Source organism: Tessaracoccus pujii (assembly GCF_054483895.1).
Map to the genome: position 1 here is coordinate 2709804 of NZ_CM137012.1, position 26401 is coordinate 2736204.

Annotated in this window: 26 protein-coding genes, 1 tRNA gene and 1 pseudogene; 20 read left to right on the forward strand and 8 right to left on the reverse strand. The window is 66.3% G+C overall.

Translation table 11 applies throughout. The annotated features are described in order from the left end of the window. Positions 1–46 precede the first annotated feature (46 nt). Both ACX1D0_RS12870 and ACX1D0_RS12875 read left to right on the forward strand, forming a co-directional pair. Positions 47–337: a hypothetical protein gene (locus ACX1D0_RS12870; RefSeq protein ID WP_459018375.1), complete on the forward strand. Its 291-nt coding sequence runs from the start codon at positions 47–49 to the stop codon at positions 335–337. A 9-nt stretch (positions 338–346) separates the two neighbouring features. Continuing rightward, positions 347–943: a DUF4326 domain-containing protein gene (locus ACX1D0_RS12875; RefSeq protein WP_459018377.1), complete on the forward strand. Its 597-nt coding sequence runs from the start codon at positions 347–349 to the stop codon at positions 941–943. 49 nt (positions 944–992) lie between these two features. On the opposite strand, the gene ACX1D0_RS12880 is transcribed toward ACX1D0_RS12875, so the two are convergent. After that, positions 993–2039 carry an IS3 family transposase gene (locus ACX1D0_RS12880; RefSeq protein WP_459018379.1) on the reverse strand — a complete coding sequence of 349 codons (1047 nt, stop codon included), beginning with the start codon at positions 2037–2039 and terminating at the stop codon, positions 993–995. On the opposite strand from ACX1D0_RS12880, the gene ACX1D0_RS12885 reads away from it, so the two are divergent. Then, complete coding sequence (locus ACX1D0_RS12885) at positions 1943–3046, forward strand: tyrosine-type recombinase/integrase (RefSeq protein WP_459018380.1); 1104 nt, start codon at positions 1943–1945, stop codon at positions 3044–3046. The genes ACX1D0_RS12880 and ACX1D0_RS12885 overlap by 97 nt on opposite strands. Further along, complete coding sequence (locus ACX1D0_RS12890; RefSeq protein WP_459018382.1) at positions 3043–4893, forward strand: tyrosine-type recombinase/integrase; 1851 nt, start codon at positions 3043–3045, stop codon at positions 4891–4893. Before ACX1D0_RS12885 ends, ACX1D0_RS12890 begins: the two co-directional genes overlap by 4 nt. Here ACX1D0_RS12890 and ACX1D0_RS12895 read toward each other — a convergent pair. Then, entirely contained in the window at positions 4878–5195 is a 318-nt protein-coding gene (locus ACX1D0_RS12895; protein ID WP_459018384.1) for a transposase, read from the reverse strand. The genes ACX1D0_RS12890 and ACX1D0_RS12895 overlap by 16 nt on opposite strands. A gap of 192 nt (positions 5196–5387) precedes the next feature. On the opposite strand from ACX1D0_RS12895, the gene ACX1D0_RS12900 reads away from it, so the two are divergent. Next, the gene (locus ACX1D0_RS12900) at positions 5388–5645 is read left to right on the forward strand and encodes a DeoR/GlpR family DNA-binding transcription regulator (RefSeq protein WP_459020449.1); all 258 of its coding nucleotides are present in this window, start codon (positions 5388–5390) and stop codon (positions 5643–5645) included. Here ACX1D0_RS12900 and ACX1D0_RS12905 read toward each other — a convergent pair. Further along, the gene (locus ACX1D0_RS12905; protein WP_068751157.1) at positions 5642–6886 is read right to left on the reverse strand and encodes an IS256 family transposase; all 1245 of its coding nucleotides are present in this window, start codon (positions 6884–6886) and stop codon (positions 5642–5644) included. The genes ACX1D0_RS12900 and ACX1D0_RS12905 overlap by 4 nt on opposite strands. A 134-nt stretch (positions 6887–7020) precedes the next feature. On the opposite strand from ACX1D0_RS12905, the gene ACX1D0_RS12910 reads away from it, so the two are divergent. The 3 genes and pseudogenes from ACX1D0_RS12910 to ACX1D0_RS12920 all read left to right on the forward strand — a co-directional run bounded on the left by ACX1D0_RS12910 (position 7021) and on the right by ACX1D0_RS12920 (position 8138). After that, on the forward strand, positions 7021–7392 hold the full coding sequence (locus tag ACX1D0_RS12910) for a DeoR/GlpR family DNA-binding transcription regulator (protein WP_459020450.1): 372 nt from the start codon (positions 7021–7023) through the stop codon (positions 7390–7392). A gap of 129 nt (positions 7393–7521) precedes the next feature. Further along, positions 7522–7815: pseudogene (locus tag ACX1D0_RS12915) on the forward strand (DUF202 domain-containing protein); the annotation flags it as partial. Continuing rightward, positions 7812–8138: a DUF202 domain-containing protein gene (locus ACX1D0_RS12920; protein ID WP_459018385.1), complete on the forward strand. Its 327-nt coding sequence runs from the start codon at positions 7812–7814 to the stop codon at positions 8136–8138. The pseudogene ACX1D0_RS12915 and the gene ACX1D0_RS12920, both read left to right, overlap by 4 nt. Positions 8139–8242: 104 nt before the next feature. Here the strand turns inward: ACX1D0_RS12920 and ACX1D0_RS12925 are convergent, their stop codons facing one another. Continuing rightward, complete coding sequence (locus ACX1D0_RS12925; RefSeq protein ID WP_459018386.1) at positions 8243–10693, reverse strand: polysaccharide lyase 8 family protein; 2451 nt, start codon at positions 10691–10693, stop codon at positions 8243–8245. Positions 10694–10911: 218 nt separating this feature from the next. After that, positions 10912–12138 (reverse strand): anaerobic sulfatase maturase, encoded by a 1227-nt coding sequence (locus tag ACX1D0_RS12930; protein WP_459018387.1) that lies wholly within the window; start codon positions 12136–12138, stop codon positions 10912–10914. Between the two features lie 139 nt (positions 12139–12277). Between ACX1D0_RS12930 and ACX1D0_RS12935 the strand changes: the two genes are divergently transcribed. The 6 genes from ACX1D0_RS12935 to ACX1D0_RS12960 are packed head-to-tail and all read left to right on the forward strand — an operon-like array spanning position 12278 to position 19085. Continuing rightward, on the forward strand, positions 12278–13468 hold the full coding sequence (locus tag ACX1D0_RS12935; protein ID WP_459018388.1) for an ROK family transcriptional regulator: 1191 nt from the start codon (positions 12278–12280) through the stop codon (positions 13466–13468). Between the two features lie 32 nt (positions 13469–13500). Further along, entirely contained in the window at positions 13501–14301 is an 801-nt protein-coding gene (locus ACX1D0_RS12940; RefSeq protein ID WP_459018390.1) for an ABC transporter permease, read from the forward strand. Next, positions 14298–15095 carry an ABC transporter ATP-binding protein gene (locus ACX1D0_RS12945; RefSeq protein ID WP_459018391.1) on the forward strand — a complete coding sequence of 266 codons (798 nt, stop codon included), beginning with the start codon at positions 14298–14300 and terminating at the stop codon, positions 15093–15095. Before ACX1D0_RS12940 ends, ACX1D0_RS12945 begins: the two co-directional genes overlap by 4 nt. Before the next feature lie 33 nt (positions 15096–15128). Then, positions 15129–16130 carry an aliphatic sulfonate ABC transporter substrate-binding protein gene (locus ACX1D0_RS12950; RefSeq protein ID WP_459018393.1) on the forward strand — a complete coding sequence of 334 codons (1002 nt, stop codon included), beginning with the start codon at positions 15129–15131 and terminating at the stop codon, positions 16128–16130. Then, on the forward strand, positions 16127–17644 hold the full coding sequence (locus ACX1D0_RS12955; RefSeq protein WP_459018395.1) for a sulfatase family protein: 1518 nt from the start codon (positions 16127–16129) through the stop codon (positions 17642–17644). Before ACX1D0_RS12950 ends, ACX1D0_RS12955 begins: the two co-directional genes overlap by 4 nt. Beyond that, positions 17637–19085: a sulfatase family protein gene (locus ACX1D0_RS12960; RefSeq protein ID WP_459018397.1), complete on the forward strand. Its 1449-nt coding sequence runs from the start codon at positions 17637–17639 to the stop codon at positions 19083–19085. The genes ACX1D0_RS12955 and ACX1D0_RS12960 overlap by 8 nt, the downstream gene beginning before the upstream one ends. A gap of 101 nt (positions 19086–19186) precedes the next feature. On the opposite strand, the gene ACX1D0_RS12965 is transcribed toward ACX1D0_RS12960, so the two are convergent. The 3 genes from ACX1D0_RS12965 to ACX1D0_RS12975 form a co-directional block, all read right to left on the reverse strand. Beyond that, positions 19187–19417, reverse strand: coding sequence for a helix-turn-helix domain-containing protein (locus ACX1D0_RS12965; protein WP_459018399.1), 231 nt, complete (start codon positions 19415–19417; stop codon positions 19187–19189). 71 nt (positions 19418–19488) lie between these two features. Then, positions 19489–20694 carry a site-specific integrase gene (locus tag ACX1D0_RS12970; protein ID WP_527252170.1) on the reverse strand — a complete coding sequence of 402 codons (1206 nt, stop codon included), beginning with the start codon at positions 20692–20694 and terminating at the stop codon, positions 19489–19491. Positions 20695–20841: 147 nt separating this feature from the next. Beyond that, positions 20842–20914 (reverse strand) — tRNA-Ala (locus tag ACX1D0_RS12975). A gap of 72 nt (positions 20915–20986) precedes the next feature. On the opposite strand from ACX1D0_RS12975, the gene ACX1D0_RS12980 reads away from it, so the two are divergent. From ACX1D0_RS12980 to ACX1D0_RS13005, 6 genes are all read left to right on the forward strand, one after another. Then, positions 20987–22303: an MFS transporter gene (locus ACX1D0_RS12980; protein WP_459018402.1), complete on the forward strand. Its 1317-nt coding sequence runs from the start codon at positions 20987–20989 to the stop codon at positions 22301–22303. A gap of 142 nt (positions 22304–22445) precedes the next feature. Further along, positions 22446–23414, forward strand: a complete 969-nt coding sequence (locus tag ACX1D0_RS12985; RefSeq protein ID WP_459018404.1) for a sugar-binding transcriptional regulator — start codon at positions 22446–22448, stop codon at positions 23412–23414. 34 nt (positions 23415–23448) lie between these two features. Beyond that, positions 23449–24375 (forward strand): enoyl-CoA hydratase/isomerase family protein, encoded by a 927-nt coding sequence (locus tag ACX1D0_RS12990; protein WP_459018406.1) that lies wholly within the window; start codon positions 23449–23451, stop codon positions 24373–24375. Between the two features lie 137 nt (positions 24376–24512). Then, the gene (gene trxB, locus ACX1D0_RS12995) at positions 24513–25448 is read left to right on the forward strand and encodes a thioredoxin-disulfide reductase (protein ID WP_459018408.1); all 936 of its coding nucleotides are present in this window, start codon (positions 24513–24515) and stop codon (positions 25446–25448) included. Between the two features lie 69 nt (positions 25449–25517). Beyond that, positions 25518–25835 (forward strand): thioredoxin, encoded by a 318-nt coding sequence (trxA, locus tag ACX1D0_RS13000; protein WP_459018410.1) that lies wholly within the window; start codon positions 25518–25520, stop codon positions 25833–25835. Next, entirely contained in the window at positions 25835–26401 is a 567-nt protein-coding gene (locus ACX1D0_RS13005; RefSeq protein WP_459018412.1) for a hypothetical protein, read from the forward strand. The genes trxA and ACX1D0_RS13005 overlap by 1 nt, the downstream gene beginning before the upstream one ends.

The following is a 26401-nucleotide window of genomic DNA, read 5'->3' on the forward strand; positions in this document are numbered from 1 at the left end:
GATCGCGTGCCGCACTCAAGACCATCACCACTGACTGGAGGTTCGCATGATGAGCCAGGACGTCGACGTGACGGTGCGCTGCCCCTGGTGCACCCACACCGAGGTGGGCACCGGCTATCGTCCCCACGACGCGATGACCGGCTACTATGCGGGGGCTCATGTTCGCAGACAGCGGTGCGGATGCGAGTATGTCGACGGCGTCATGTGGTGCTGCGATCAGCACATCACCCCTTGGCTGAGCGAGCGAAACGACTGGCGCCTCGCCAACTACCGAGCAGGACGCTGGTTACGCCACCCCGCACAGCCGTCCCTGCTGCTCGAGCAAGCGGACCGCTGAATGCTCTACATGGGAGGACCCGACCTGTTTGCCGACACCCCCGGGGAACTGCAGACCGCGGGGATCCGCCTGGGAGCAAGCCATCGGCAGCGTCTGGCCGCCGGCACGCCTGCTGACCGCATCGTCGAACTCACCCAACGACAGCGACGCACCCTCCAAGCAACCGAGGACGTGACCGTGTTGACCTTGACCGAGGTGAACCTGTTGGTCGACGCCCGCCGGCTGCAGGTTCCCTTCGACCTCAGGCAGGTACGGCTCGACGCGGCAGCCTTCGCCGATCGCCTGGTGGATGCCGCTAGGACTCAACCCAGGCCAAACACCCCGACCCGGATCCGCACTCCACGCGGGGAGCTCCATGTCCTGGTGGGGGCGACGGTCAACGTGTCCACCCCAACCAGGTGGGCCAACCCTTACCCGGTTGCCTCACGGTCTCCGGCCGGCCACGCCTCGGCGGTGGCGCACTTCCGCTGCTACCTCGAACGGAACCCGCTGTTGGCCGAACAAGGCAGCATGCAATTGCGGGGTCTGAACCTGGCCTGCACCTGCTCCCTCGACGTCGCCTGCCACGCCGACATCTGGCTGGAGTTCGCCAACCACGACGCGTAGCAAATCCCTTGTGAGGTTGACCCCGGATTCCGGACAGGTGGTTGTTTGGTCAGGCGGCCTTGGGAGCCGTCTGGTTGGCCTGTCGGGCCAGGTGGTGTTCGTACTGTAGCGGGCTGATGTAGCCGATCGCTGAGTGGCGTCGGCGGGCGTTGTACCAGGAGTCGATCCAGGTGTAGGCGCCCTGCCGGGCGGCGGCGATCGTGGGGAACACGTGCCGGTGGTAGTACTCGTTCTTGAACGTGGACCAGAACGATTCCGCGGCGGCGTTGTCCCAGCACACGCCGGTGCGTCCCATCGACCGCAGCAGGCCCAACTCGCCGGCGGCCTTGGCGATCTGCTCGCTGGTGTATTGACAGCCCCTGTCGGCGTGGAAAATGACGTTGCCGGGCAGGTGACCGCGCAGGGCGACAGCTTGGCGTAGGGCATCCTCGACCAGATCGGCGCGGAGGTGGTCGGCGACTGTCCTGCCCAGGACCCGGCGGGTGTGACCGTCCCGGATCGTGCACAGGTAGGCCCAGCCCTCGCCGGTGGCCAGGTAGGTGATGTCAGAGTGCCACACGATGTTCGGCAGGCCCTGATCGAAGACCCGCTGGACCCGGTCCGGTGCCGGGTCAGGGTTCGGCCCGACAGTGGTGGTCGGCGGATGCCAGGTACGCGGGCTGATCCCGGCTATCTCGGCTTGCCGCATGCATTTCGCGACCGTCTTGACCGACACCGTCTCACCCTCCTCGCGCAGGTCGTGCAGGATCCTGGGCGCCCCGTAGGTGCCGTCCGAGGCCTTGTGATGGGCCTTGATCCGCACGGTCAACTCGGCCAGCCGCTGCTCCCGCGCGGTCGGGCCGGCAGCCTGGCGTCGGCGCCACTCGTAGTAGCGGCGCCGGTCCACCTCCAACAGCCGGCACATGCGGGTGATCGTGTAGTTCGCCTTCTCCGCATCGATCATCTCGAAGCACTCCTGCCGGGAGTGTTCTTCGCCGCGAAGAAGGGCTTGATATGTAGGTGATCTGGACCCCGAAGAAGCAGGCCGTCGATGCGGCGGTGACGATGGTGGTGTCTTCGAGTGGCTGGGGGCCAGTGATGGATGGGTTCGTGCCACAGCTGGTCTTCGTGGAGGGGCAGCCACCCAGGTTGGGTGAGCAGTGGGTGGACGAGTATCTGAGGTTCACCGCGGCGCGTCTGCGACCCAATTCGGTGTTGGCGCAGGCCTTCGACTTGAAGGTCTTCTTCACGGTGGTGGGCAAGCCACCGGTTGGGGTGGGCACGGCGGATGTGTTGGCTTTCATCGAGCAGCAGCGTGAACCTCGCCATGGCGGCAACGTGGTCCGGTTGGTCGACGGCGAGCAGGGCCTGGCGGCGTCCACGATCAAACGCCGCCTGGCCACGGTCACCTCGCTGTTCGACTACCTGCTGGCCCGCGGTGTGTGTGAGCGGCAGCCGGTTCCTCGGTCGATGACGCCCCGGTCGCGGTCGTTGCGGGGCTCGCCGCTGGTCCGTGCTCCAAAACGGCTGCCGCAGGTGCTGTCGCCGGGCGAGGCGGTCGCGTTGATGGGCGCGTTGCGCACCGAGCGGGACCGGGCGATGGTCACGCTGATGCTGCACGCCGGACTGCGACGCTGTGAGGTGCTGGGCCTGCGTCTGGCCGACATCCAGCTGGGCGATGGACGGGTCTTCGTCCACCAGGGCAAGGGCGGCCACGAACGTATCGTCCCGGTCGTCGACGCGTTCTTCACCCACCTGGCCGCCTACCTGACCACCGAGCGTCCCCCGGAGTGTGACACCGGGTTGGTGTTCGTGGTGTTGAAGGGACCCCGCCGCGGCATGCCGTTGAGCGCAGCAGGGCTGGACGAAGTCCTTGCTGGGGCCCGAGGTCGCGCGGGGTTGCGACACGCGACCTGCCACGAACTGCGTCACACATGTTTCACCCGGCTGAGGGAGGCGGGCATGGCCTTGGAGGCGATTCAGGCCCAGGCCGGCCACGCCAACCTGGAGACCACCCGCATCTACCTCCACTTGTCCAACGACTGGCTCGCTGACCAGTACCGCGACGCCATGCAGGTGTTGAGCGACATCTACCCACCCATCGAGGAAGGGCCCCGTCCATGACCGCTGTTGCCCCTACCAGCACCAGTCCGGCTCTTGAGGAGGTGACGGCCTCCTACATTGCGGCTGCTTCCAGCTCAGCGTCGGCGAAGGGCCGTCGCTTGGCGGCACAGCGCTTCGGTCGGCTGTTCGGTGATCTCGACGGCTGGAACCACGCCAGCGTCGAGCAACGCCGCCAGGTCCGCACCGAGGTGATGTCGTTCGCTGCTCACGCCGCCATCGCCAGCAGCCTGCCGGTCACCCCGGACTTCGTCTCCCAGTCATGCTGCCACTGGGGCATCTACATCGCTGACGCCTATCCCGAGCAGCGCGACAGATTCACCACCCAAGCCCTCGAGCTGGGCTTCACCACGGCACAAAGCCGACGCATGTGGTCCCATCTGGCGCGCATCTGCGTGATCGCCGGCACCAGCCCTGATGCCCTGACCACACAGACCTACCAGCAGGCGCGCACCAGCTACTTCGATGCCGTGATGGCCTCCCGAGCGAGCGCGCCGCCCCGATGGTTGTCGACGCCACTGTTCGGGCTGGATGCGGTGATGTTCCACCGCGGGCAAGCACCGCAACCGGCTGTCCGCCGGCCATGGGCGGCGCGCAGCGCCGCCGAGGTCGACTGGGAACAGATCACCACCCATGTTCCGGTGATGGCTGCCACGATGCGCCGCTACCTGCAGCAATGCCACGCCTCACTACGGCCCTCATCAGTGACACTGTTCGAGACCACCCTGCGGCAATTCGCCGGATACCTCATCGCCCACCACCCCGAGGTCAATCGCATCGCCGACCTGCAGCGCTGCCACATCGAGGACTACCGCTCCTGGCTTGATCAACGACCCGGCTACCGCGGCCAGACCGGGTTGTCAAAGACCACGTTGGGCATGCGGATGGGTCACCTGCATACCTTCTTCACCCGTATCACCGAATGGAGCTATCCCGACCTGCCCACCGGCGCTCTGGTCTTCCGCGAAGACCGTCCACGCTTGGACAAGCCACTGCCCAAGTTCCTCGACGATGCCCGTGCTGCCGCGTTCATGACCGCCGCCGCACAGCTACCCGACGAACTCGACCGGCTGATGATCCAGATCCTGGCCCGCACCGGCATGCGACGCGGCGAACTACTCGGACTACGCATCAACGCCGTCGTCCAGATCGGCACCGGCTACTGGCTTCGCACCCCGGTCGGGAAACTCCACACCGACCGCTACATCCCCCTCGACCCGGCCCTCAAAACCCTCATCGACGCCTGGATCGCCCACCGCCCGTCCTGGCAGGCCAGCGACCTGCTCCTGCTCGAACGCGGACGACCCATTCCACCAACCCGCGTCGACAAAGCCGTCCAGAAAGCCGCCACTGCCGCGGGCATCGGCCACGTCCACCCCCACCAGCTGCGCCACACCCTTGCCACCCAAGCCATCAACCGCGGCATGAGCCTCGAAGCGATCGCCGCGCTACTGGGCCACGCCGACTTGTCGATGACGATGGTCTACGCCCGCATCGGTGACCGCACCGTCGCCGACCAGTACTTCCAAGTCACCAGCAAGATCGAAGCCCTCTACAAAGATGCTGAGCCCGCCATCCCCGTCCTGCCCGCCGAGGCCGCCGGGCCAGCCATGACCGCCCTGCATGCTGAGGTCGACAAACGACTCTTGGGCAACGGCTACTGCCGCCGGCCCGTCGAGCTCGATTGCCGCTACGAAACGATCTGCGAAACCTGCCCCATGTTCTTCACCACCCAGCAGCACCGGCCCACCCTCATCGCCCAACGAGACGACGCCTGCGCCAAAGGCCAAACCCGCCGCGCCGAGATCTACACCAACCTCCTCGAAGGCCTCGATCAAGCCACCGCTTGACAGCGATCACCCACATAAGCCGAGGCCGACCTCAGGATCGCGTTCGCGCGGCGCAGTTCCCGGTTCTCCCTCTCCAGCTGCACGAGCCTCTCATGCGGGTCGGCCGCCGTCGCCGACGACCCGGGCACGGGACCAGGGGCACGCAACCAGTTCCGCAAGGTAGATCCTGGGATGCCCAACTGCTCGCCCACCTGGTTGCAGGCCCGCTTGACTGGGATCCCCGGGTTCTCCTTGATCGTCTCGTGCACAGTGCGGACCGCACGCTCACGCAACTCGTCGTTGTACTTCCTTGGTGCAGGCATGACTCCACTCTCCTGTAGAGGTCAAGACCCTCCACCAAACCCGGGGTGGTTCATAGCGAAGCAGCCGCTGATTGCTCACGAGTTTCGCGGTCTTGGGCCGGCGGGCGTACAGCTCCGCCTTCCACTGAGCCACCGAGGCCCGGTACTCGAGCTTGCGGGGCCAGGAGTAACCCGACCACCGGGGACGTTCCCCTGCGCTACCGCACCTCTCGCAACGCCCTCCAGAAGCAGGCAATCGCACGCCATGCGGCGACCATGGTGGCGCCCGGTCAGGTTGTCGGGCTCAACGGCGGAACGACGACAACCGCGATCGCACAGGAGATCGCCGTTCACGCCGCCACCGATCCCCGGTCCCTGGAGACGCCACTCACTGTCGTGACGAATGCCGTCAACATTGCCAACGACCGGTCAAGCCCCGTGGAGTGGTGTAGCGGGGGTTCCTTCGTTTAGGCGGTGAGGGCGAGGGGTTCGGTCACCTCCTCGGTGTTGGTGCCGGGGAGGGTTGTGAGGCGGCAGCGGGTGAGGATGTCGAGGCCGAGGTAGCGGCGACCTTCGGCCCATTCGTCGGTCTGTTCGGCCAGGACGGCCCCGACGAGCCGGATGATGGCTTCCCGATTGGGGAAGATGCCGACGGAGTCGGTGCGGCGCCTAATCTCCCTGTTGAGGCGTTCGGCGGGATTGTTCGACCAGATCTGGGTCCAGACATCCCTCGGGAAGGCGGTGAACGCGAGCACGTCGGCCCGGGCCTGGTCGAGGTGCTCGGCGACGGCGGGAAGCTTCTCGGCGGTGTAGTCCAGCAGCCGGTCGAACTGGGCCTCGACGGAGGATGCGTCGGGTTGGTCGTAGACGGAGTGCAGCATCGCCTTGACCGCCGACCACATCGTCTTGGGGGTGACGGCCATCAGGTTGGCTGCGTAGTGGGTGCGGCAGCGCTGCCAGACCGCGCCGGGCAGGTTCGCCGCAACGGCTTCGACCAGCCCGGCGTGGGCATCACTGGTGACCAGACGGACGCCGGCCAGGCCGCGGGCGACCAGATCGGCGAAGAACGTGTTCCAGGCGGTCTTGGTCTCCGAGGTGGCGACCTGCAGCCCCAGCACTTCGCGGTGTCCATCGCCGTTGACGCCAGTCGCGACCAGCGCGACGGCGTTGATCACCCGGCCGCCCTCGCGGACCTTCATCGTCAACGCGTCGGCGGCGACGAACGTGAACGGCCCCGCCTCGGACAGGGGACGGTGGCGGAACTGGTTGACGTGCTCATCGAGGTCGGCGGCCATCCGGGAGACCTGGGACTTCGACAACCCGTCGATTCCCAACGTCTTGACGAGCTTGTCCATCCGGCGAGTCGACACCCCGGCGAGGTAGCAGTCCGCGATCACCGTGATCAAAGCGGCTTCGGCGCGTTTGCGGCGCTCCAGCAGCCACTCCGGGAAGTAGGTCCCCGAACGCAGCTTGGGGACGGCGACATCAACGGTGCCGACGCGGGTGTCCAAGGGCCGGTGGCGGTAGCCGTTGCGCTGAACCAGCCGGCCCGGCGAGGCCTGTCCCCATTCGGCGCCGCAGACCTGGTCGGCATCAGCAGACAGGAGCTGGTTGATCATGTTCTGCAGCAGGCTGCGCATCATGTCCGGCGACGCTTCGGCCAGCAGGTTGCCCAGCACGTGGGCGGGGTCGACAATGTGAGGAGCGGTCATCGTGGCGATGTCCTTTCGAGAGAGCTTTGCAAGGGTGAACTCGAAGGATCCCACGGTGACCGCGCTGACGTCCCTGACGGTCACGGCCACCGAGGGCTACACCACTATGAGGGACTTAACTCAACGACCTGACCATCCGGCCTCAGATCCGCGTCGTGCTCACCGGCGGAGTGGCACGCACCAACTCCTTCGAGCTGGTTGGTCCGCTCGCCGCGCTGATCCTGCCCGAGATCCACATTGATCTGTTCTTCCTCGGGGTCAACGCGGTGGACACCGATCGCTGCGCCTTCTACACCCACACCGAGGACGAGGCCACCATCAACGCCGGGATGATGCAGGTTGCGTCCAGGACCGTGGTGCCAGCAGACGCAAGCAAGATCGGGCGCACCGCCTTCGCGCGGATCGGGGCTTTTACTGACGTCTCCGCCCTGATCACTGATTCACGCATCACCGCGGAGGCCAGCGAACGTCTCCACGCGCAGGGCGTGGAGGTCATCCTGCCCTGAGCCACTCAGGTCCCCTGTTCATCGTTCGCCCTCCGAGGCCATCAGACGCTAGCGTCATCGCGTGGCACGAGAGCGGTTCCCCAGTCCGTCTACGGCACCGGCGACGAACCGGACGCACGGTTCACGCTCGCCAACGAGCGCACATATCTGGCTTGGATCCGCACCTCGCTCGCCCTACTGGCCGGAGGCATCGCACTCGAAGTGCTGGGGTTAGGCATCCAGGAGTTGTTCCGCATCGCGGCTTCGGTCGTGATGATGGGCACCGGGATCGCGGCGGCCCCCTTGGCGTGGTGGGGATGGGCACGCTACGAGAAGGCCCTGCGTAACGACACCCCGCTCCCGTCGTCCGTCTTCGCACTCCCCGTCGCCTTCGCGGTCACGGTGAGCGGCGTTCTGGTATTGATCGGATTCCTTCTGCGATGAGTCAGCGCCCCTTCGACCCGGGCCTTCAACCCGAGCGGACGGTGCTGGCGTGGCAGCGGACGGCCCTGTCCATCGGCATGGGGTCGTTGGTGTTCGCCCGAATCGAGGCCGGTGTGCTAGGCATGTGGTCATGGGCGTTTGCCGGCGCGGGTCTTGTGGCCGCAGTGCTGATCGGTACCTGGTCGCGCAGAAGGTACGCCCACACGCATCGCACGCTCGTCTCAGGCGGGACACACCTTGCTGACGGGCTGCTCCACGCCACCGTCGCCATCGTCGTGGCCCTTGCCGGGGCCGTCGCACTGACCCTGTCTTTGCTCACCTGATCTCCGCGTCCTCGCCCCGTCACGAATCGGCGAGTGCCGGGCGCACGTCCCAACCCGGCGCGGAACAGCGCACCGGGCTGGGACGTGCGCCCATGACTACCGGCTCAGTCGACGATCTCGAACTCGACGGTGGCACCGGCCAGGCCCGCGGCGTGGACCGTGACCATCACCCCCACCCGGGTGCGGCTGAGCTGGACCCGATCCGCGTCGCGCCCCTCAACGCGCCCGTTGCCGTGGCCGTGGATCCCGGCGATCTCGAACTCGACGACATCCTGGATCTGGGTGGGGTCGCTCACGCTGAGGCGAACGCTGTTGTCCCCGAAGTCCCGCGTGATAAGGCACAGGGGCACGGTCGCGGTGTACGCGTCGACCGTGCCCTCCTTCCAGAAATTGACCGCCACCACCCCGCTGTCGGTCCTCAGGCCCTGGGCCACACCGTCGTTGCGCAGGACGGACACGCCCGGGTTCGACGAGGCCTGCTCCGCGGCCGCCGCTGCCGCTCCAGGCAGCACGAGGTACGCGTAGCCGGATCCGTCCGCCGCGGAGCCGACGCCGTGGTCGTAGGCCAGGGTGGCGTAGTGGCGCCTCTGGACCACGGCGGTCCCCGCGGCGGCGTTCTTGTTGTTGTCGCGCCAGGTGCCCTCGCGCTCGGCGACGCTCGCCAGAAGGGACGGTGCGCCGCCGAGGAACACATAGCCGGCCACGCCCTCTACGTGCGCCCAGCGGGCGTCGGCGATCGCGGTCTCCGAAGTGACGGCGGCACCGTCGACGAGCAGGCCCCGGGGTGCTGTGCCGAGGTTGCGGTGCTCGACGACGCTCCGGACAGAAGCGCCGCTCCGCGTGGAGATGTCCGAACCGAGCGCCACGACGCGATCGTCCATGGTGAACCACGATTTGCGGGCCACCAGTCCCGTCCCGCCCGGGGCGATCAGATGCATGCCCATCAAGGCGTATTCGTGGGCGGTCACCCCGCCGGTCCACTCGTTCGCCGGCGTCGTCTCACCCCACAGGCCCTCCGGGCTGTCGGACAGTGGGGTCATGTCAACAGTCGTTCCCGGCGGCGCCTCCAGGTCGGACGTCGACCAGAACTCATCGTCGAAGTGATCGTCATCGTCGGCCATGTACAGGTACGTCATGCCCTGGCTGGTCTTGACACCCCGGAAGTTCTCCGCCCCCGAGCTCTCGCTCCACGCGATGCGGTTGGAGCAGCCCGCGACGCACAGCGCCCAGCCGCCGTCGGCGCCACGGTGCACCAGCCTGTCCATGCCCGCGAAGAGAACAGGGCCGACAGGGTCGGCCACGGGCGCCACGTTCATGGCATTGAGCTCGGTTACCAGCGCGATCCGGCCCATGTTGTTGGTGTCCAGGATGTTTGCCGCGGAGTTGCTGTCGAGCCACTGCCGGCACAGGCCGCGCCAGCGGGCGGCCGTCTCGGAATCCGCCCCCTTGGCCATGCGGAGCGTGTACTCGATCAACTCGTTGCCGTTGTCGATGCTGCGCAACGCGAACCGCGATACCGCCCGCCCCCGCACCGCGTCCATCATCTGGCCGTTGTACATGAACGGGGCGAACGAGCCTTCGATCGCGGAGGTCAGGTTGATCTTGGTCGGATCCGTGATGTCGAAGGTCGAGCCCGCCAGTAGCGCGAACAGCTTCGAGAGCCCTTCGAGCAGCACCAGACCATAGGTGCCCGTGTAGCCGATCGTCGAGTGCTGGACGAACGAGCCGTCCTTGAAGAATCCGTTGCCGGAGGTGACGTACTGCCAGCTGGGGCTGAGCGCGGCGACGGAGGCCTGCAGCAGCGCCGTGTCCGGCTGCACGATCGAGCGGACGATGAAGGCCCGGCAGATGTCCACGCGGTTGGCGCCGTTTGACTCCTGGATTCCGGGGGTGGCCGGGTCACCGACAGGATGGATCTGCAGCCGGGGGTCCCGGTTGGGCAGGAAGTGATCCATCGCCGCGCAGTAGGCGTCGATCTCGTCCTGATCCAGCACCGGCTGCAGGATGGCCATGATGTCGGCCAGCGGCTTCGTCGCACCGATCAGCCAGCTCCACCAGTTGCCGAACCACACCGTATCGTCGTTGTAGATGTGGGTGTTGAGGTGCGCGAGCCCTCGCCGGATGTTCGCCAGCAGGCTGTCTGATCCGTACCAGATGGAGGTGGGGGTGGCCCACATCGTGGCCATGGTCTGTAGGTTCGCGTAGCCCAAGCGCATGTTGTTGGACTTGACGATCTCCGTGGCGCCGATGGTCCAGTCCAGATCATTGAACAACCTGGTCGGGAGGAACACCATCCCCCGCCTGTGTTCAGGGTTCTGGAAGTTGCCCACCAGAGTGTCCAGCGCGGTGATTCGGGCGGCGAATGGCGCGGGCCCCGCGGCGATGACTGCCGCCGAGGTCAGATCCTCCACCCACCTGAGGCGCAGCTGTTCCAGGTCGGACGGTGTGAGGGTAGGGGCGGCGGCTGCGGACTCCTCGAAGTACGGAGCCAGGGCGCCGGCGATGGCGAGAGCTCCGGCGCCGTGCAGGATGGTGCGACGGGACAACGGGGACATGAACGACTCCTTTGACGTGGGGTAAGCCCAACTGCAGTGGGCTGGTCCTGAGACCAACGTCCCCGCGCCGGAGGGAAGCAATCAAGACCTGACGACGAGGTACGGCCACAACACCCAGCCCCGCAGACATGCCCGTCCCGTCCTCCGCCCGGGTGGTGAGACGCTCCTCCCGGGGACCGGGTCAAGCCCCCGACTCATGCACGGGTCCAAGGAATCTGTCAGGGTCGAGGAGTGTTGAGCTCCGCGGGCGCCCGCCCCGCCTGCAGCAGCTGCGCCATCTCCTCGATCACCGGCTGGGCGTGGGTGAAGAACCTGTAGTAGCCCTCGCACAGATAGTTCTGCCCGGCTTCTCCATCGATGGAGGTCGCGAAGCGGTCCTTGGGGCAGCCGCCGTTGCAGGCCCACCGCACCGGGCACCTCTGACACTGCGCTGTAAGGGAGGTCCGCTTCGAGCGCCCGAACTCCCGCTGCTGAGGAGACTGCAGGGAGTCCTGCAGAGACATCTCAGCGATGTTGCCCAGTCTGTACTCCGGCTCGACGTAGTGATCGCAGGAGTAGATGTCGCCGTTGTGCTCAACAGCGAGCGCGGACCCGCACTCCGGTGCATGCACGCACAGGCTGTACTGCCCGAACCGGGCCGCCAACATGACGTCGAAGTGCTGGACGTAGACCGAGCCGATGTCGCCTTGACGCCACTCATCGAAGACTTCCGTCAGGAAACGGCCCCACTGCCCTGCTGTGACGGATCTCGAGGTGACGGCCGAGCCCGACTGTCGGTAGAGGAGACGGGCGCCGTCCGGGCCGATCCATCCCAGCTCCGCCGTCGGCAGGTCCTCGATGGGGACGCGTTCGACGATGGGAATGAACTGCAGGAACGTGGCCCCCAACTCGTCACGGAAGTAGCGGTACACCTCGGCCCCATGATCGGCGTTGGCCGCGTTGACGGTGCACAGGATGTTGGCCTCCACGTTGTGGCGTCGCAGCACGTCCCATCCGCGGATCACCTGGGCGTGGGTGCCGCGCCCGGCCTTGTTCACCCGGTAGGCATCATGCAGATGGGCAGGACCGTCCACTGATAGGCCGACCAGGAAGTTCTCCTTCGCGAGGAACCGGCCCCAATCGTCGTCGAGGAGGGTGCCGTTGGTCTGCATGGAGTGCACCACGCGCTGTCCCGGCCTCTTCATCTCCTCCCCCAACTCAACAGCCCGGCGGTAGAACGCGAGGCCTCGCATCGTCGGCTCGCCCCCCTGCCAGACAAGGTTGGCGTCCCCATTTGGCTGCGAGGCCATCTGGTTGGCGATGTAGGTCCGGAGCGTCTCCTCACTCATCCGTTGGCCGTCGGAGTCGTAGAGCAGTTCCTTGGACAGGAAGAAGCAGTAGGTGCAGTCGAGATTGCACGCGGCCCCTGTCGGCTTCGTGACGACGGTGAAGGGCAGCCGTGTCATATGACTCCTCTCGCGAGGCTTGGCACCGATGCCGAGCCCTGGGTGACGACGATGTGGTTTCCTCCGTGATGGGGATTCTCCCTCATTTATTTCTGTCGTGCTATTGACGGAAAAATTCCGACCTGAAAATCTTCCCGGTATGGAGACGCACCGGAGCGCCCGAGCCCAGCATCGCACCGCGGTGTTAGGCGTGCTCAACCGCGGTTACCAGCTGACCAGAAGCGAACTCGCGCGCGAGCTGGGGATCACCCGCACGGCAATTTCGGAAGCGCTCACCGAACTGCGTGACGAAGGCGCCATCGTCGTCGTCTCCTCCCGCGAGGTCGACGGCAGGGGAAGGCGGGCGGAAGTGCTATCAGTGCACCCTGGGGCCGTACGCTTCGTCGGAATCGACTACTCACACTCCAGGGTGCTGGTATGCCTGGCCAACGCGTCCGGGGAGATCGTCGCGAAGGGCGTCGCTGCGTGCGGTTCGGCAGACGGCTGGGAGAAGCGCTGCCAGACCGGCATCGGCCTTGTCCGGGAGCTGGGCGAGGGCGAGGACATCCATCTGGACTTCCTCAGCAGTATCGCCATCGGGCTGCCCGGTCCCAACGCCGCGGCCTGGGCCTCCGGAGACCGGTCGGGGGACCCCACCGAGCCATTCCGCCTCGTCAGGGCCCGCATCCGTGAGGTGTTCGCCGCGGACTTCGGCGTGCCGGTCCAGGTGGATCACCACATCCGTTACGCCGCCCAGAGCGAGGCGGCCAGCGACGGGGACTCGAAGGACAACCTCATCTATCTCCGACTCTCGGCCGGCGTCGGCGGCGCGGTCCTCTGTGAGGGTCGGGTTCCGGCCGGGGCGCACAAGTTGGCCGGTGAGATCGGCCACGCCATCATCGATCGCTCGTCCAGCGCCGCGGTGTGCCGGTGCGGCCGCTCTGGGTGCCTCGAGACCGTCGCCTCGAGCGAGGCCCTTGTGCGCTCCTGGAGGGCGCTCGGCCACGCGGCAGCAACCTTGGCCGACCTGGCTGAGGCGGTGGACTCGGGGGACGTGCAGGCCCACGCCCTCGTCGGTGGTGTCGCGGAGGACGTCGGCCGAGTTCTGGGGCTAGCGGCGCTGGTCACGGACCCCGAGGAGGTTGTGATCGCCGGAGAGGCCGGGGCGCTGCTGATGGAGTTCGCGCCCCGCCTCCAGGCTGCGCTCGACAGGGAGGTCCTGCCGTCCCAACAGGTGGCAGTCCGGCGGGCCAGGCTCGGCGACGAGGCCGGTGCGCTCGGCGCCGTGGTGGCTCTCATGCCCGATCATCACCCGCAACGACTGACCTACCGAACGAAGGAGTTCGTGTGACCACAACGACGACTGGCAGACGGGCAACGTCGATGTCAGATGACGCATCGGTGCTCGTCGCCAGCCCTACCCAGGCTCGCCAGGCCCGCGCCCGTCGCAACATGAGGGCGCTCAACGTGGCGACCGTGGTGCTGGGCATCGGGATCTGGTGGGGGCTTGCGGCCGCCGGTCTTCAGCTCCCGTCGCCGGACGAGGTTGTGGGGGCAGCCATTCAGTTAGCCGCCAACGGCACACTCTGGATCGACATCGGCGCCTCGCTATCGCGAGTCCTGACCGGATTCATCCTCGGCACCTCGCTCGCCATCCCTGTGGGGTTCCTGATGGGGTGGTACGGCTGGGCACGCGGACTCCTTGAGCCCTGGGTGCAGTTCTTCCGCACCGTTCCGCCGCTCGCAATCATCCCCCTCGCGATCGTGCTCATGGGGATCGGCGAGCAGCCGAAGATCTTCGTCATCTTTCTGGCTGCCTTCCTCTCCTGTGTCATCTCAACCTTCCAAGGGGTGGTCCAGGTAGACCGCACCCTCATCAACGCTGCGCGTGTCCTGGGCGCCAAGGACGGTCGCATCTTCACCAAGGTGGTCGTGCCCGCCTCGACGCCGTTCATCCTCGTGGGGATGCGCGTCGGTCTCGGATCGGCCTGGGCCACCGTCGTCGCAGCGGAGCTCATCGCCGCTCAGCAGGGGCTGGGCTACCGGATGCAGCAGGCACAGATCTACTACCAACTCCCCACCATCTTCGTGGGAATCATCGTGATCGGCGCACTCGGTCTCGTCATGGACCGCGCCCTGCTCGGGGTGGAAGCAAAGCTCACCGGATGGCAGGAACGCCGATGACCGTCACCACTCTGACACCCAAGATCCAGGTCCGCGACGTGCGCAAGGTCTTCGATCTCGGCAAAGAACAGTTCGTCGCGCTCGGCGGCGTCAGCCTCGAACTTGCCGAGAACGAGTTCGTCACCGTCGTGGGCCCCTCCGGCTGCGGAAAGTCGACGTTGCTCAACATCCTGGCTGGCCTCGATGAGCCAACCAGCGGCTCAGCCATCGTCGATGGCAAGGAGGTTATGGGGCCGGGCCCGGAGCGCGGAGTCATCTTCCAGCAGTACGCGCTGTTCCCCTGGCTCACGGTACGCAAGAACGTCGAGTTCGGCCTCAAAACCGCCGGGGTCTCGGCCGAGGAGCGGCGCTCCCGAGCCCAGCACTTCATCGACATGGTTGGTCTTGCGCAGTTCGCCGATGCCCTGCCCAAGACCCTCTCCGGCGGCATGAAGCAGCGCTGCGCGATCGCCCGCGCCTACGCGATGAATCCGTCCATCCTCCTGATGGACGAACCGTTCGGTGCGCTCGATGCCCTCACCCGGGTACGGATGCAGGAGCACCTTCTCCAGACCTGGGAGCAAGACAAGCGGACCGTGATGTTCATCACCCACGACGTCGACGAGGCCGCGTTCCTGGCCAACCGAGTAGTCGTCATGGCCGCCCGCCCCGGACGCATTCACAAGATCATCGACGTGGACCTGCCGTATCCCCGCACCGAGGAGATGCGGCTGAGCCCCGAGTTCACGAACCTTCGCAACGAGATCTGGTACGCGGTCTACCACCAGGACTCGCAGCCAACCCCGACCCACTGACCTCCCACCACCCCTCACCCACAGGAGTAACCCATGCCGATCCGTCGTCGCACCCTGCTCGGTGCCCTCGCAGCTCTTCCCGTCGCTGGCACGCTCGCCGCCTGCTCCGACACCTCGACCGGAACCTCCGGTGAACTGATCACCATCAATTACGGCTACATTCCCGACTTCAACGGCACCAGCCTGCTTGCCATCGCCAACGACCAGAAACTGTGGGAGAAGCACGGGCTCAAGGCGAACCTGCAGACCTTCACCAACGGCCCGCTCCAGATTCAGGCCATCGGTACGGGCGATCTCGACTTCGGCTACATCGGCCCAGGCGCCATGTGGCTACCCGCATCCGGCAAGGCCAAGTTGCTCACCATCAACGGTGTGGGGCAGGCTGACCGGCTCATCGCCCAGCCGGGTATTGCATCCATCGCCGACCTCAAGGGCAAGAAGGTCGCGATCCCGGAGGGAACCTCCGGAGACATGATCACCCAACTCGCGCTTCAAGCCTCCGGCATGAGCATGGCCGATATCGAGAAGGTCGCGATGGACCCAGCGACCGTCGTGTCCGCCTTCGCCGCGAAGCAGGTAGATGCCGCTGGCATCTGGTACCCGATGATCGACACCATCAAGCAGCAGGTCCCCGACCTCGTGGAACTGGCCAAGAACTCAGATTTCGCCGACGTCATGCAGTTCCCCAACGTGATGGTCACCGGCCCTGACTACCCCTCAGAGAACGAGGAGACCACCCTGCGCACGCTACGGGTGCTCCGCGAGGCGATGGATTTCCGTGCCACCAATCTGGACGCCACCGTCGAGTTGGTCGCGGCCATGAACCAGCTCGAGGTCGACGCAGTCAAGGCCGATGCCAGCAACGGTAAGTACTACACCGCCGCAGAGCTTGACGGTCTCACCGAGGACGGGACCATCGAGACGTGGTTGGGCGCGATGAACGACTACTTCAATGCCAACGGAAAGATCGAGGGCGACGTTGTGGCGCCGTCTGACTTCTACGTGGGTGAGCTATTCATGAAGGCGGGGCAGTGAACTCACCCCGCAACGTCATCTTCTTCCTCACCGACCAGCACCGAGCCGACACGCTCGGCTGCTACGGCAATCCCCTGGCAAGGACGGACAACCTCGACGCCCTCGCCGCATCGGGGACGCGCTTCGAGCGCTGGTACACCCCGACGGCGATCTGCACCCCCGCGCGCGCCAGCCTCCTCACCGGCATGGCTCCCTTCCGCCACAAGCTGCTCGCCAACTACGAACGCAACGTGGGCTACCAGGAAGACCTTGCCGAGGGTCAGTTCACGTTCTCGGAAGCCTTGCGCGCCGCAGGGTACAACTGCGGGCTCCTCGGCAAGTGGCATGTGGGCACCAACAAGGAGCGCGACGGCTTCGGGTTCGACGGCGAACTGCTCCCCGGCTGGCACAACCCCGTCGATCATCCCGACTATCTGGCCTACCTGGCTGAACGGGGGCTGCCGGGTTACGAGATCCACGACCAGATGCGCGGGACCCTCCCCAACGGAGGGCCCGGCAACATGCTCGCAGCCCGGCTCCGGCAACCAGTGGAGGCGACCTTCGAGTACTACCTCGCGGAGCGGGCCATCGAGCAGCTGCGCCGTTACGCCGAAGACTTGCAGGACTCGTCCAGGCCATTCTTCCTCGCCCTGCACTACTTCGGGCCCCACTTGCCGTATGTATTGCCGGACGAGTACTTCGACATGTACGACATCGCCGATGTGCAGCTGCCGAAATCTGTGGCGGAGACCTTCTCGGACAAACCCTCAGTTCAGGCCAACTACTCGGCCCACTGGACTTTCGACACGATGAGCGAGGCGGACAGCCGCAAGCTCATCGCGGTGTACTGGGGATACGTGACGCTGATCGACGAGCAGATCGGGCGGGTGGTGGAAGCGGCCAGAGAGTTGGGGCTCATGGATTCCACAGCGCTGTTCTTCAGCTCGGATCATGGGGAGTTCACCGGGAGCCACCGCCTTCACGACAAGGGCCCGGCCATGTACGAAGACATCTACCGCACGGCCGGCATCATCCGCCTGCCGGGCGCTCCCGAGGGCCAGGTGCGCGACGAGTTTGTCAGCCTGCTGGACTGCACGGCCACCATTCTCGATTGGTGCGGGATCGACCCCCGCCCCGCAGTCGACTCCCGCTCCCTGACGGCGCTGGTGCACGGTGAGACGCCGGACTGGGACGACGACATCGTCTGCGAATTCCACGGGCACCACTTCCCGTACCCGCAACGCATGCTCCGCACCGGCCGATACAAGCTGGTGGTCAACCCCGAGTCAGTCAACGAGTTGTACGATCTCGAACTCGATCCCGACGAGCTGCACAACCGCTATCGGCACCCGGAGTTCGCCGCCATCAGGCGCCAGCTCATGCAGCGGCTCTACCAGCGGCTCCGTGACCGCGGCGACAACTTCTACCACTGGATGACCTCGATGTACGACGTCGGCGGGGTGGACTATGACCCCTCGATGAGCGGAATGGACGAGGGCACCTATCGCAAGGAGCGCGAACTCAGCCGTGGCTAGGCCAAACCTCATCTTCATCATGTCCGATGACCATGCCGCGCACGCAATCAGCGCGTATGGGAGCCGGGTCAACCGCACCCCGCACATCGACCGCCTGGCGGCCGAGGGGATCCGCCTTGATCGGGTGTATTGCACCAACTCCATCTGCACGCCTTCGAGAGCGACTATCCTCACTGGGACCTACAGCCATGTCAACGGAGCCTGCTCCATCTTCTCCGAGTTGGACTACCGGGTACCTGCGTACTCTCAAGTCCTCCACATGGCTGGATACCAGACCGCCATCTACGGAAAGTGGCACCTCGGCACCTCGAAGATGGCAAATCCGCGAGGCTTCGACGACTGGAAGATCTTCCCGGGCCAGGGCGACTACGTGGATCCCGTCATGTACGGCCCAAGCGGCGAAGAAGTCATCACCGGGTATGCGACCGACATCGTCACCGACCTGAGCCTCGCATGGCTCGAGGCACGCGACCCGAAGCAGCCTTTCTGCCTCATGATCCACCACAAGGCTCCCCACCGCCCCTGGGTGCCGGATGAGAAGCATAGAGACCTGTACCCGGTCGGATCAATACCGGAGCCAGACACGATCTGGGACGATCACGCAACGCGTGCCACAGTGGTGCGCAACGTGAGCATGACAATCGCTGACGACCTCACCGAGGAGGACCTGAAGGAGCCAGTACCGACCCATTTGCTTGGGCCCGGTCGAGAGCGAGAGCGAGCCTCATGGAAATACCAGCGCTACATGCGCGACTACCTCCAAACAATTCAAAGCGTCGACGATAACGTCGGACGCGTCCTCGAGTGGCTGGACGAGAACGGCCTCACGGAGGACACCGTCGTGGTGTACACGTCTGACCAAGGTTTCTTCCTCGGCGACCATGGATGGTTCGACAAGCGATTGATGTTCGACCAATCCCTTGAAATGCCTTTGCTGATTCGGTGGCCAGCCGAGATCCCCGCTGGCTCACGGTCCGAGGCCATGATCACCAACGTGGACTTCGCGGCAACCTTCCTCGACATTTGTGGCCTGGACCCCGATGTCGCCCTCCCCTCACAACAAGGCAGAAGCTTTCGAGCTCTCCTACGGGGCGAAAACATCGACGATTGGCAGACGTCGATGTATTACCGGTACTGGGAACACGACGATCCGCACCACCACGCTCCAGCCCACTATGGCGTCCGAACCGGGAAACACAAGTACATCGTCTACTACAACGACGGGCTCGGCACGCCGGGATCCTCGGAGCGCATCATGCCGATCGAGTACGAACTCTACGATCTGGAACGCGATCCCGACGAGCTCATCAACGTCGCGGACGATCCTCGGTATGCCACTGTGCGACAAGCACTGGAAGCTGAGCTGTCCCGGCTCCAGCGGCTCTACGGTGATCAACCTTATCTGGGACCGGATACGCCTCGGCTGTTCTGGAGCACCTAAGCTCCGACCAGGGCGGTGACCCCCCGTCCGGGCTATGGAGCCCGGCGCTGGACGTGGACAAGTGGGGCTAGGTTTCATCCGCGGTGCTGGCGTACTGCGCCTCACCCAACCAGTGTCTTGAGTCCACCCGCGCTCGCCGTCACGAGGTCATCGAGTTCATCCAGGTCCACCATCACCCGTCGCCCGACGCGGTACCGGATCAAGGAACCGTCGCTGAACCGCCGGGTCAGGGTCTTGGGATGGACGCTGACATACTCAGCCGCCTCCTTCAGGGAGGCCCAACGCCGGGCCCCGCCCTTTGACGTACGCGCAGAGCTGTCACGGGTGCTCATCAAGGATCCTCTCGCTCATACCCCTATGAACCCCAGCCGGGCACGTCCACCGTGAGGAGACGGACCGCGCCTCATGCCACGACCAGTGTGAGGCCCTTGAGGGCTTCGTCCTGCTTGGGACCAACGCTCTCGACTCGGCGGGGGAAGACACGGCTGTAGACCTCCAGCGCCATGCGGGAATCGCTCCACCCCAGCAAGAGCATGACTTCCGCGATCGTGTATCCCTCGCTGAAGAGCCACGCGGCGTACGAAGCACGAAGGTCGTGCAGCGTGATGTGATCCTCCTTCGGTACCGGGAGCCCCTTCCTCCATAATCGGCGCCGCTCCGCCTCTGGGGTCCGCAACCCCATATTGGCCAGCGCCCTGTTGTGCCGCCGGTCGGCCTCGGCCGGCCCCATCGGCTTGCCATCCGCGACAGTGAACACGAGTTGCTCCGGCGACCTCGGATGCAACGTGAGGTGATCCCGCAGGATCGTCACCAACGTTGTCGACATCGGCAGCGAGCGGATGCCGGCCGCCGTCTTGGGAACCTTCACACCCACGCGGTAGGCATCGCCGTCCTTGCCATGCTCGATCGCCTGGCGCACGAGGATCCGCCGCCCCTCAAGGTCGAGGTCCATCCGACGCAGACCCCGGACTTCACCGGATCTCAACCCGCCCAGGGCCACCGTGGCCAACATCGCCACGTGCTGGGGTTCGGCGGCCTGCAGATAGCGTCGGACGTCGTCCAGGTCGAACACGTGACGCTGCTCCATCGCCTTCGTCTGGCGCGGGATGCCCACGCCGGCGGCGGGGTTCTTGGCGATCCATCCCCAATGCGCCGCCTTGGCCAGCAACTCACTGAACAAGGCCAACGACGACCGGTCGCGGCGGCGCTCAGCGGCCAGCGGGCCCTGGCGCCATTGCCACACGTCGTCGTGGGTGATGGTCTTCACGTCACGCTCAGCCCCCCAGTGGGGAACGATCCGCAGACGCCAGTCCTGCTCATACGCGGTCAGCGTGGACAGGGCCAGCGGCCGCGGGCGCTGGGCCAGGAACCGGTCGTAGGTCTCCTGAAGAGTGCGCACCTTCGGCCGTCGGGCCTCGACTTCCTCGGGCGCGAGCCACTCCCCTCGCTCAATGGCCCGCTCCTGCATCCTGAGCCAATGCTCCGCGTCGCCCTTGTGCGAGAACGTCGAGGGTGCCTTGATCCTCTCCCCTGGCGTCAGGGGATGAGGGAAGGAAGCCTGGTACCTGTTGCTGGGCAGCTTCCGGACCCAACCAAATCCACGTCTCATGACCCTTAGAACCCCGCGCCGAGCCGTGCCGCGCGTGCTGTGAACGTGCTGTTAGCGAGTCCATTTCGGTCCCTCTGAGGGCACTTGAGTCCGAGGTGAAACATACAAACTCCCTAGTCAAGGGCGTTTGACTAGGGAGTTCAGCCGTGGAGCATAGGGGACTCGAACCCCTAACTTCCACCTTGCAAAGGTGGCACTCTACCAATTGAGTTAATGCCCCGAATCGACGGCAAGTATAGGGCAGTGGGCGATACGCCGCCCAACTGCGGACGGCTGCCCTAGTGTCAGGCCCGTGAGCCTGTCCGACCGCCTGTACTCCGCGCTGGTCAGCCGCGACCCCGACGCCGAGCGCAGCCTCCCCGCCGAGGCGCAGCGCGACGTGGCACGCAACGGCATGCGGTTGGTGTCATCGAGCGCTCTGCAGTCCTCGGGCGACCAGACCGTCAACGCCTCCACCGTGCTCCCCTGGCTGCTCACCGCCCTGGGCGCCCCGGCGGCATTGACCGGCCTGCTGGTGCCCATCCGCGAATCCGGATCCATGCTCCCCCAGGCGTTCCTCACCCCTCTCGTCGTGCGGTACCGGCAGCGCAAGTGGGTCCTCGTCGTCGGGTCCCTGATCCAGGCGGTGGCCGTCGCGGCGATGGCACTGACGGCCGCCGTCGGGGAGGGGACGACGGCGGGGCTGGCCATCGTCGCCGCCCTCGCCGTGTTCTCGCTCGGTCGCTGCCTCACGTCGATCGCCTCCAAGGACGTGCAGGGCCGCACCGTGCCGAAGGGCGAGCGCGGTCAGATCAACGGCTTGGGCACGACCGCCGCAGGCATCGTGGCGATCACCCTCGGTCTCGCCATCCGGCTCTTCGGCGGCGAGAACCTCTCCCCCGCCCAACTGGCCTGGATGCTCGCCGGCGGCGCGGCCCTGTGGGTCGCCACAGCTGCGGTCCAGGCCGGGCTGCGCGAACCGACGGACGTGCCCGGGGACGACGGCGAGGCAGACGGTTCAGCAACCGGAGTCATCCGGCTCCTCCGGGAGGACAAGGAGTTCCGGAGCTTCGTCACCACCCGCAGCTTCCTGCTGGTCTCCGCACTCAGCCCGCCTTTCGTCGTCACGGTGTCGGCAACGTCCGGCGCCACCGGGCTCTCGGGACTGGGCGGCTTCGTCATCGCCTCCGGTATCGCGTCGCTCATCGGCGGCCGCATCTTCGGGCGGCTGGCGGACCGCTCGAGCCGCACGCTGATGGCGTTCGGTGGCGCGGCCGCGTCGACGGTGGTGCTGGTGCTGGTGGTCCTCGTGTCCGTCCCGGGGTTCGACGGCGCGACCACGGCCGGCACCGTCACGCTCATCGCCGGCTACTTCCTGCTCACCCTCCTCCACACGGGGGTGCGGGTGGGGCGAAAGACCTATGTCATCGACATGGCCGAGGGAGACATGCGGACCGTGTACGTCGCGGTGTCGAACTCCGCGATGGGTGTGATCCTGCTGATCGTCGGAGGGATCAGCTCACTGCTCGCCTTGGCCGGTGTTGTGTGGGCGTTGCTGTTCCTCGCCGCTCTCGGCATCCTGGGGGCCCTCTGGGGTTGGCGGCTGCCGGAGGTGTCGCGGGGCCGGTGACGGCCAAGCGCCACCAGCTTTACTGCCCGGCGCTCCCACCATCCTGCACGTCTTCATCCACCGCTGTGCACGTTCGTGCACCTGCTGCCCTAGACTCACTCTGACAGTGCACGACGATGTGTCCCAGGGAGGCTGCGCAGTGATGCGAACGAGCGATGCGCTCCTCACGGTGGCGCGGATGTACTACGTGCAATCCGAGACCATGGATGCCATCGCCCGCCACATGGGAGTGTCGCGGTCCACCGTGTCGCGGCTACTGAAGGAGGCGCGGGACCGCGGGCTGGTGCGCGTGAGCATCGTCGACCCGGACCGACCCCTCAACCGGATGGCCGAGCTGTTCGAGAAGTTCTTCCACGTGCAGGCCCACCTCGTCCATGTGCGCCCCGGTGCGAGCAGCATCTTCCGTCTGGACCAGGTGGCCCGGATGGCCGCGGGCATCCTCGGCAACGCCGTGCAGGACGGTGACATCGTGGGCATCGCCTGGGGCACCACCGTCTCAGCCATCGCCACACACCTGCATCCTCGGGACCTCACCGGCGTGACCATCATCGGGCTCAACGGAGGCGCCAACCACCAGACCACCGGCCTGCCCTACGTGGGAAGCATCCTCCACAAGTTCGCTCTGGCGTTCGGCGGCCAGGAACAGCTCCTCGCGCTCCCGGCCTTCTTCGACGACCCCGCCACCAAGGAGGCGATGTGGCGCGAACAGAGCACCCGCCACATCCTCGCCGTGCGCGCCAACTGCCGCGTGGCGCTGTTCGGCGTCGGCGGCCTGCATTCCGAGCTCCAGAGCCACGTGTACTCCTCGAACTACCTCAGCGAGCGGGACCTGCGCCAGATGCGCGAGAAGAACGTGGTGGGGGACGTGTGCACCGTGATGCTGCGCGAGGACGGTAGCTATCGCGACCTGGACATCAACAAGCGCGCCACGGGGATGACGCCCGCGGAGCTCCAGGCCGTTCCGCGCCGGGTCTGCGTCGTGAGCGGCCTGTCCAAGGCTGCCCCGGTGCTGGGCGCGCTGCGAGCCGGCGTGGCCACCGACCTGGTGATCGACGCCGAGACCGCCCGTGCGGTGCTCAACCGATTCCGGCCCGGTATGCGCCTGAGCTGACGCCGCCGTCGGCCCGTGACCTAGGCTGCTCCCCATGTCTGAATTCATCCTCACCGAGGTGCACGACGGGATCGCCCGCATCACGCTGAACCGTCCAGGCGCCATCAACGCCCTCACCGAGGACATGTTCACGGCCATGTACGGCGCCCTCACCGCCTGGCACGACGACGACGCGGTCACGGCGGTCGAACTCGCCGGCAACGGCGTCCGCGGGTTCTGCGCCGGAGCCGACGTGCGGGCTCTGGCCCAGTTGGTGCGCGAGGACGGGCCCTTCCTCCACTACCTGGAGACCGAGTACGCGCTGGACATCATGCTCGCCAACTATCCGAAGCCCGTGACTTCCTTCCTCAACGGCGTGGCGATGGGCGGCGGCCTCGGGATCGGCGCGCATGTGGACCGCCGGGTCGTGTACGCCGACACCGTGATGGCCATGCCGGAGACCAAGATCGGCTTCTTCCCCGACGCGGGCGTCATGTACGAACTGTCGCGGGCGGGCGCCGTCGGCAAGCACGTAGCGCTCACGTCGTCCACGTTCACGGGCGGCGACGCTCTGCTCATAGGCCTGGCGGACGAGTCGGCCGACGGCGACCTACCCGCTCCCCTGTTCGAGGAGTCCGCGGCGTGGATCCACGAGTGCTACGCCTCCGACGATGTGCTCGAGGTGGTCCAGGCCTTGGAGGGCCATCCCGATGAGGCAGCCCGTCAGGCCGCGGTGGACCTGCGGGCCCGCAGCCCCTACGCGGTGCACGTCGCGATGCGCGCGCTGGTGCGTGCGAGGTCGTTGCGTCTCAACGAGGTGCTCGCCCAGGACCTGCGGCTGGCCGAGACCGTCATCCCCAGTGGAGATTTCGTTGAGGGTGTGCGCGCACTGCTCATCGACAAGGACAACTCCCCCGCGTGGCGGCACGCGTCCCTGGAAGACGTACCGGCCGCCGAGGTGGACCGGGCGTTCGCCTACTGAGCTCTCAGTGTCCGGGGCGCCTGAACCCGGCCCCGATGTTGACCAAGACCCGACGAGCATGCCCCCAGGGGTATTTTGGCCGGCGGAGGGGCACGCACTACGATGGGGGCGGCTGAACGCCCCCCTGAAGGAGAAGCATGCCCACCGTGCACGACGTGATCATCATCGGTTCCGGTCCCGCCGGCTACACCGCGGCCATCTACGCCGCCCGCGCCAACCTGAAGCCGGTCATGTTCGAGGGCTCGTTCGAGGGCGGCGGCGCCCTCATGAACACCACAGAGGTGGAGAACTACCCCGGGTTCGCCGAGGGCATCATGGGCCCGGACCTCATGGCGCAGATGCGCCAGCAGGCGGAGCGCTTCGGCACAGTCCTCATCACCGACGACGCAACCGCAGTGGACCTCACCGGTGAGATCAAGATCGTCAAGGACTCCGACGACGTCAAGTACCACGCCAAGTCCGTGATCCTGGCCATGGGCTCCGGCTACCGCAAGCTCGGCCTGCCAGACGAGGAGCGGCTGTCCGGCCGGGGCGTGTCCTGGTGCGCCACGTGCGACGGCGCTTTCTTCCGCGACAAGCCCATCGCGGTCATCGGCGGCGGGGATTCGGCAGTCGAGGAAGCCACCTTCCTCAGCCGCTTCGGCTCGAAGGTGGTCATCGTGCACCGTCGCGACCAACTGCGCGCGTCGAAGATCATGGTGGACCGCGCCATGCGCGACCCCAAGATCGAGTTCGCCTGGAACTCCGTGGTCGAGACCATCAACGGTCCGAAGTCCGTCGAGTCGATCACGCTCAAGGACACCAGAACCGGCGAGCTGCGTGACCTGGAGGTCAACGGCGTGTTCATCGCCATCGGCCACGATCCGCGCTCCGCGCTCGTCAAGGATCAGGTGCACACCGACGCCGAGGGGTATGTCCTCGTCGACGGGCGCACCACGGCCACCAACGTTGCGGGTGTGTTCGCCTGCGGAGACCTGGTGGACCACACCTACCGTCAGGCCGTCACCGCCGCCGGAAGTGGCTGCGCCGCGGCCCTGGACGCCGAGCGCTACCTGCAGTCCCTCGAGGACTGATCCCCGGCCACCAGCCGGCACGGCATAGACTCGGGGTCTGACCCACCCCCTTTTCGAGAGGCAGCATCCATGGCAGTCACCGACGTGACCGAGAAGACGTTCGTCGACGAGGTCCTCATGGCGGACCGGCTCGTGGTCGTCGACTACTGGGCAGACTGGTGCGCCCCCTGCCGGCAGATCTCGCCGATCATCGAGGAGCTGTCGGCCGAGTACGGCACAGTGAAGTTCGTGAAGGTGGACACCAACACCAACCCCAACCTCGCGGCCGAGCAGGGCGTGCTGAGCCTTCCCACGCTGCAGTTCTTCCAGGGCGGCCGGGTGACCAAGTCGCTGTCCGGAGGCAAGACGAAGAACGCCTTGAAGAAGGCCATCGACGAGCTGCTCTGATGAGCCTCACTCCCGCCTCTGATCCGTCGACGTGGACCGCGGTCGCCGCCGAGGAGCCCGCCGCACCACCCCCGCCCCCCCGGTGGGCCCGGCTGGTGGGACCCGCGGCCGCGGCCGCCCTGGTGGTGTTGGGCGGCATCATCGGCGCGGGGCTGGGCGGCGCAACGGACGGGAGTGCACCCGGAGCGTCGCCCTCGCCGAAGCTCTCGATGGAGCCACCCGTGCAGGTGGGAGAATTCGTCCGCGGCGGCGTGACGGAGAGTTCCGGCCCCGCGCCTGAGAACCAGCGGATCGTGCGCGCAGATTACTCCGACGGCGCAGACAAGCTGGTCTTCGTCATGACGTGGCCGGAGGATGACCTCACGGCCTACGTGGCGGACGCAGGGGTGGAGGAGACTGGCGAAGCGATGCCCGGCACCATCTGTGGCACCTCCGTCGACAGCAACTTCCCCGCATGCGCGCGCATCACCGAGGAGACGGGCCTGCTTCTGCTGGCGGTCACGGAGCAGTCCGAGGCAGCCGTTCTAGGAATGCTCGGCCAGTTCGACGCCGCCGTCGGCGGATAA